Origin of the sequence: Dyadobacter sp. 3J3 (assembly GCF_009801115.1) — a bacterium.
Lineage (GTDB): Bacteria > Bacteroidota > Bacteroidia > Cytophagales > Spirosomataceae > Dyadobacter.
The window spans coordinates 1-2,622 of record NZ_VTOL01000042.1 but is presented as its reverse complement, the minus strand read 5'-3'; the positions used below and the strand labels follow the sequence as shown (position 1 = coordinate 2,622).

The 2,622-nt window shown below is 46.0% G+C and carries 2 protein-coding genes; both read right to left on the bottom strand.

Going from position 1 to position 2,622, the window contains the following annotated elements; all coding sequences use genetic code 11:
- Positions 1-91: 91 nt before the first annotated feature.
- The gene (istB, locus tag FZF08_RS31395; RefSeq protein WP_137344268.1) at positions 92-808 is read right to left on the bottom strand and encodes an IS21-like element helper ATPase IstB; all 717 of its coding nucleotides are present in this window, start codon (positions 806-808) and stop codon (positions 92-94) included.
- A complete protein-coding gene (gene istA, locus FZF08_RS31390) occupies positions 798-2,372 on the bottom strand; it encodes an IS21 family transposase (RefSeq protein ID WP_159478866.1) in 1,575 nt (524 codons plus the stop codon). The genes istB and istA overlap by 11 nt, the downstream gene beginning before the upstream one ends.
- Positions 2,373-2,622: the final 250 nt, after the last annotated feature.

Genomic DNA, 2,622 nt, shown 5'->3' with positions numbered 1-2,622 from the left:
TGGATATTCCGTTGATGCTGACCCCGTACCGGGCATACTGACCCCCCTTAATTTAGGTTCTGATCTGAGAGATTCTGATGGGCTGACAATTTTACCGTTTTTTTCTTAAACTTTCACCTTTTAGTTCGATCCGGTACGAAGTATGGACCAATCGGTCTAAAATCGCATCGGCAACCGTTTCCTCCCCAATTACATCATACCAGTTTGCAACCGGTAATTGACTTGCAATAATGGTGGACCTTTTCGCGTGGCGATCCTCAATAATTTCCATCAGGTCCATGCGCTGCTGCTGTTCTAGCCGGGTAAGTCCAAAGTCATCCAGAATAAGGAGTTCAGAACGTGATAGTCTTTCCATGAGTTTGTAAATGCTTCCGTCGACCCGGCTTAGTTTCGTTTTCAACAGCAACTTTTGCAGGTTGTAGTACTGGACTTTATAGCCCTGCGCACAAGCCTGGTGGCCAAGTGCTGATGCTAAAAAGCTTTTTCCAGCGCCGGAAGCGCCACTGATCAGGATGGCTTCGCCTTTGGACAGATAATTTCCGGTAGCCAATTCTGTGACCAGCGAACGGTCAAGTCCTCTGGAGCTATCCATATTTAATTCTTCCACGGAAGCCTGGTAGCGGAACTGTGCGTTCTTCTGTAACCGTTCAAAACGCTGATCACTGCGTTGCTGGTGTTCTGCCTGCAGAAGAAGTTCAAGACCTTCGGCAAGATTGAGCTCATGATGTCTTCGGGTTTCCAGCAATGCCTGCCAGCTGCTGCACATACCATGCAGACGTAGTTCTTTAAGTTGCACTTCAATTTTCATTTTGTAAAAAGTTAATGGTAGACTGTATGTAATAATCTTTGCCCCGGATGTTATGATGTGCCGGTAGTGTTTGAGGCTGAGTTATCTCATCCTGATGATCGGTCATGTTATTTTCCAGGATTTTCTGAATGAATCGGTAAGAGTAAATTCCGTTATCAATGGCGATCTGGCAGGCCTTTGCGAACTTATCCGGATTGCTATCGCGGTGCAGACGAAAAAGACCGTCGCAGCTGCGGTAGAGCTGTTCAGGATAACGGTCCTGCTGGAATACTTTCTCAACCAGAAGATATAAGTCTTCAGATTTACTTCTGGCCTTTTGGAGGTAATAAGTGGGGCTACGGTCCAGATAAGCCTGGTTTTGAGAACTCAGATGTTCTTTTACAGAAGAATATCCTCCCTTTAAATAGCTGCGAATATGAACAGCGACCATCTTGCCGTGCGCATAAATGTTGACCATATTACGGGTATAAACAACCTTTACCTTTATACCCGTCAGGGTGTAGGGAACACTGTAAAAGTGCTTCATGATACAGACGTGCCCACTATGGGCAACCTTGGGTTCACAGTAATACTTCAGCTCAAAGTGCTTCTCAGGCAATGGTAACAGCACTGGTTTTTCTGCGGCCAGGAACCGTTCCTGACGGCAGTAATCCTTGAGTTGCATGCGTGTCTGGTTATGCTCGTTGATCTTTTCTTTTATCGCTTCGTTTAAGGAAGTGATATCAAAAAACTGACGGTTACGAAGCTTGGCATAAACCCGGGTGTATAAAAGCTTGACCTGGTTCTCCACCTTACTTTTGTCTTTTGGCTTCCCTGCTCTTGCCGGTACCACCGACATATTATAGTGATTAGCGAAGTCGTCCAGGCTCTGGTTAATCTGAGGTTCATAACGGTCAGCTTTTATCACGGCAGACTTTAAATTATCAGGAACCAAGGCCTTTGGCACACCACTCAGTTCGTTCAGACAACAGGAAAGAGCGTACAGGGAGTCACCGATCCGCTGACTGGGAACCGCCATAGCAAAGGCATAATCCGAGAAAGGTAAACAGGCAACAAACACCTGACACGCAATCACTTCACCGGTCTGCTTATCGATATAATGCATTGGCTTGCCCGCAAAATCCACCATGAGTTTATCTCCGGGTTGGAAAACAAGAACCGAAGACGACTTGGCAGCCACAAGCTGTTGGTGTAAATGAAAGCAAAACTGAGAGTAGCCGTATCCTTGCGGGAAGGCCTGGATGTATTCCTCCCAAAGTAATTTTTTGGTTACCCCGACCTTTTCAAGCTGGCTCTGGAAGTAATCAAGTTTACCTTTCAGATGCACATACCTCAGATCTTTATAAGCCGGGTTGCCTGCATGAAACTTGTTTTCCAGTGCAGGATCTTCCAGCTGCAATAAGTCTTGCGGCTCGATATTGACTGATTCCAGTTTGCTTAAATACGACTTGACGGTATTCTTGCTAATACCGAGCGTACGGGCGATCGCCTTAATGGAATAGCCTTGAGAATGTAATCGCAAAAGTTGTTTAATCTGGCTCATAGGTCTTGGTTTTCCAGCCATCAGTGATCTGCTTTTAGTCATTAAAAGATCACTAAATAAACCAAAACCAACGCTAAGAGGGGGTCAGTATGCTCCGGTACACGATGTCGAAATCCGTTTTAGGGGGGTCAACATGCTCCGGTACGTTCCGTTCTCAACTTTCAAGGGGGTCAACATGTGCCGGAATGGCAGGCGATTCCAGCGAATCAGGCTACTTTAACATTCCAAAACATTCCGGCTTTTAGGGGGTCAACATGCTCCGGAATATCCA

Excerpts from the sequence above, each read along its gene's own strand:
- istA (WP_159478866.1), bottom strand. The coding sequence starts at position 2,372 with ATGGCTGGAAAACCAAGACCTATGAGCCAGATTAAACAACTTTTGCGA.
- istB (WP_137344268.1), bottom strand. The coding sequence starts at position 808 with ATGAAAATTGAAGTGCAACTTAAAGAACTACGTCTGCATGGTATGTGC.